This window comes from Streptomyces anatolicus, from assembly GCF_019400875.1.
In the GTDB taxonomy this organism is placed as follows: Bacteria; Actinomycetota; Actinomycetes; order Streptomycetales; family Streptomycetaceae; genus Streptomyces; species Streptomyces anatolicus.
This window is the reverse complement of record NZ_WMBF01000614.1, coordinates 1-3291: the sequence shown is the minus strand read 5'-3', so window position 1 is coordinate 3291 and position 3291 is coordinate 1. Positions and strand designations below refer to the sequence as shown.

Sequence of the window (3291 nt, the reverse complement as noted above, 5' to 3'; positions counted from 1 at the left end):
CGCCTACGCATGAGTCATCCCCCCCACCCCTCCATATGTCGTTTTCGACCCCGCCAATGCATACAATTGAAACTTCAATTCCCTATCCACACACCGGCACGGCGGGCGCAAACGTAATTGCTTAGGTGGCTCTTATGTCAAGCTCATGTCCGTTTTATGGTAGAAAAATGAATCCAAGCCCTCGCAAGGAAATCGTTTGGCGCTTTTTTGTGAGGTTTCAGGCAAGTCGGACAGAAGCGAGGGCATTTGCTTGACGAAGAGTCAGTCTCGGCTTCATAGTTTCTTCACCTCGAACACGCAGATCGTTCGGGATGCCGAAACGCTGCTCCACGGAGAGTCGCGCCCCCGAGTGAACAAATCGGCACATCAGAAGCATATGCAGGCACCGGGCGCGAGCGGAGAGAAGGTTTCGTGAAGCGGCTCTTGGTGTGCCTCGCGACGTGCATGGCCCTGGTCGTCGGCTTCCTGAACCTGGAGTCACGAGAGAGCGTGGCGGCCGAGCGCAGCGAATCCACGTACTCGTACGGCTCGCACGCAAGGCAGAAACTGGACGCTTTTTGGAATGCGTCCAACTCGAAGCGCCCGGGAATCGTCATTCTCCACGGCGGGTACTGGTATGAGGATTCCGGCTGGGCGACCTGGTCCCGGCACTTCGCCGACAAGGGATTGGCTGTATTCTCGGTCGACTATCGGCTGAATTTTGACGCTGCCTGGCCCGCACAGCGCAATGACGCCATTTCGGCCATCGAATGGATCAGGTCGAACGCGGCGAAGTTCGACCTCGATCCGGAGCGCATCGTGGTCCTCGGCTCCTCGGCGGGCGGTCAGATAGCGACCTCACTCGCCACTTATGGCGCGGGTGGCGACCGCGTCAAGGGCGTCGTCGCGCTCTCTCCCGTCGCCTCGCCCTACCGGGCCTGGAACGACGGCAACCACGACGGCAGCACGGCCAAGGAACGCAAGGTCCGCGACAACGCGGCCATCCTCGCCCGCTGCTTCCCCGACCCGGCCGACACGGACACCTCGCTCCACCCGAGCTGCTGGGACACCTGGAAGGACATGGTCGTCAAGAACCGCGCGTCCGGCGCGGACGACGCCCCCATGTACCTCATCCACTCGGAGAGCGACTTCGTTCCCGTCGAGCACTCCCTCGACCTTGAAACGGCCGAGGAAGTCGGCCACGACATGCCGACGGACGGCGTCACCGTCGAGACGGTCGCGGACAGCAGCGCGCACGGCGGCGGTCTCCTCGACACCGCGGGCATGCCGGAGAAGGTACTCGCCTGGATCAAGGCCCGCGCCTGACGCGGTTTCAGAAGTAGCACGCGGCAACCAACAGACGACGATGGATCCCGAGGTCCCGGCCCGGGTCGGCCCAGGTAGGAACCAGCATGCCCTTACGTACGAAGAGACTCACCACCCGCCTGCTCCCCACCCGTCTCCGCGAGGAGCGGGCCCGGGAAAGCAAGGCGGCCCAGGTCACGGCGGCGGAAGAAGCGCGACGGAAGAAGATCGCGGCACGCCGGGCCGCCCTCCTCGCATCGGATCCCGGCATCCGGGAGGTCCGCTTCGAAGGACGCACGTACTACGGGCGTACCGTCGATCACTTCACGGCCGCGGGCGCCTCGGCCCACAACCTGGACCTCGTGGTCAGCGCCCTGGAGCGCGCGGGCATCGACTACTTCCTGGTGCCCGGACGCTCGCACACCCGCCATGTCGTCGCGATGCGTCTCGCCGACCGCAAGAGGCTCTTGGACGAACTGCGTGCGACGTACGGGAGCACCGCGCTGTACGCGCTGAAGCCCGGCACCGCTCCCCTGCCTTCCGATGCGGTGCTGTACGCGGACGGTTCACTGCCCACCGCGATGAAACGGCAGGACGTCATCCGCTTCGGGGAGATCCTGCTCGGTCCGTCCGGCCGGGTGCTCGCCGGCCTGTCCTACGGGTGTGACGTCGAGTTCTGGCGGGACGGCAGCCAACTGCTCGACGACGAGGGGGCGGCCGAACGCCTCGACGCCCTGCGTACGCAGGCGCCGCCCGCCGTGCTCCATGACGCGCTTGTCGCCCCTCGCCCGAACGCCGTGACCGACACGCTGCCCCTCCAGGCCCGGGAGCCCGCCCGCCGCACCATCGCGGGTCGCGACCATCCCACGTACGAGGCGTTCTCCCACCCCCGCGTCGACTCCGTGGACTTCCCCGTCGACCTCGTCTACACCTGGGTGGACGGCGCGGACCCCGAACTGCGGGCCCGCCGCGACCTCTACCGGGGGGACGCGCGGACGGCCCGCATCCACGCACGCGAGACCGGTGCCTCCCGCTACACCAGCCGCGATGAACTGAAGTACTCCTTGCGTTCGGTCGAGATGTACGCGCCGTTCGTCCGGAACATCTTCGTCGTGACCGACGGGCAGACCCCTGCCTGGCTGGACACGAGCGTGCCGGGTGTTCAGGTCGTGGACCACGAGGAGATCTTCACCGACCCCGCGGTGCTCCCCGTCTTCAACTCGCACGCCATCGAGACCCAGCTCCACCACATACCGGGCCTCTCGGAGCATTACCTCTACCTCAACGACGACTTCTTCCACGCCGGTCCTGTCACCGCGGGACACTTCTTCCACGGCAATGGCATCGCCAAGCTCCCCTTCTCCTCCTTCCAGCTCGGCTTGGGCGCGCCGCACCCCGACGAACCGGCCCCCAACTCGGCCGGCAAGAACGTACGGAGGCTTCTCCTCGATACCGGAGGACGCCTGACGGTAAGCAAGTTCAAGCATGCCCCGCAGCCCCAGCTCCGGTCCGTGATGGCGGAGTTGGAGCAGCTGTTCGCGGAGGAGGTGACGCGTACGAGCCGCTCCCGTTTCCGCTCCGTCGCGGACATCGCGATGACCACGGCCCTGCACCACCACCACGCATACCTCACCGGCAGAGCCGTACCCGGCAGATACAGACAGCGCTACATCGACATCGGCAAGGAGGGCCTGCGTGAGGCCCTCGCGGAGCTGGGTCCCGGGCACAAGTACGACTTTCTCTGCCTCAACGACGTCAACACGCGGGAGGCCGACCAGGAAAGAGTCACGGCCGAGCTGCGGGCGTTCCTCGACTCCTGTTTCCCCTTCCCCAGCCGGTGGGAGCGGTCGGCGGAGTAGGCGTGGTCGCCGCTGGACGCTCCTTGAGTCTCCCGTAGCGGGAGAGGTGAGGATGAGTCCCATGAACGTCTCCGACACCCCGCCCTCTCTGCCGCGCGCCTCACTCGTACTTCGTGCGCATGCCACCCCCACCGCCCCGCCCCTGACC

General features: G+C 66.0%; 2 protein-coding genes. Both read left to right on the top strand.

Annotated features, from left to right (window positions below; all coding sequences use genetic code 11):
* The first annotated feature begins 411 nt into the window (after positions 1–411).
* On the top strand, positions 412–1305 hold the full coding sequence (locus GKQ77_RS30385) for an alpha/beta fold hydrolase (RefSeq protein ID WP_308117831.1): 894 nt from the start codon (positions 412–414) through the stop codon (positions 1303–1305).
* Between the two features lie 86 nt (positions 1306–1391).
* Positions 1392–3143, top strand: a complete 1752-nt coding sequence (locus GKQ77_RS30380; protein WP_219692335.1) for a stealth family protein — start codon at positions 1392–1394, stop codon at positions 3141–3143.
* Positions 3144–3291: the final 148 nt, after the last annotated feature.

Bases quoted from the DNA above. Each gene is read 5' to 3' on its own strand.
- GKQ77_RS30380 (WP_219692335.1), top strand. From the start codon at position 1,392: ATGCCCTTACGTACGAAGAGACTCACCACCCGCCTGCTCCCCACCCGT.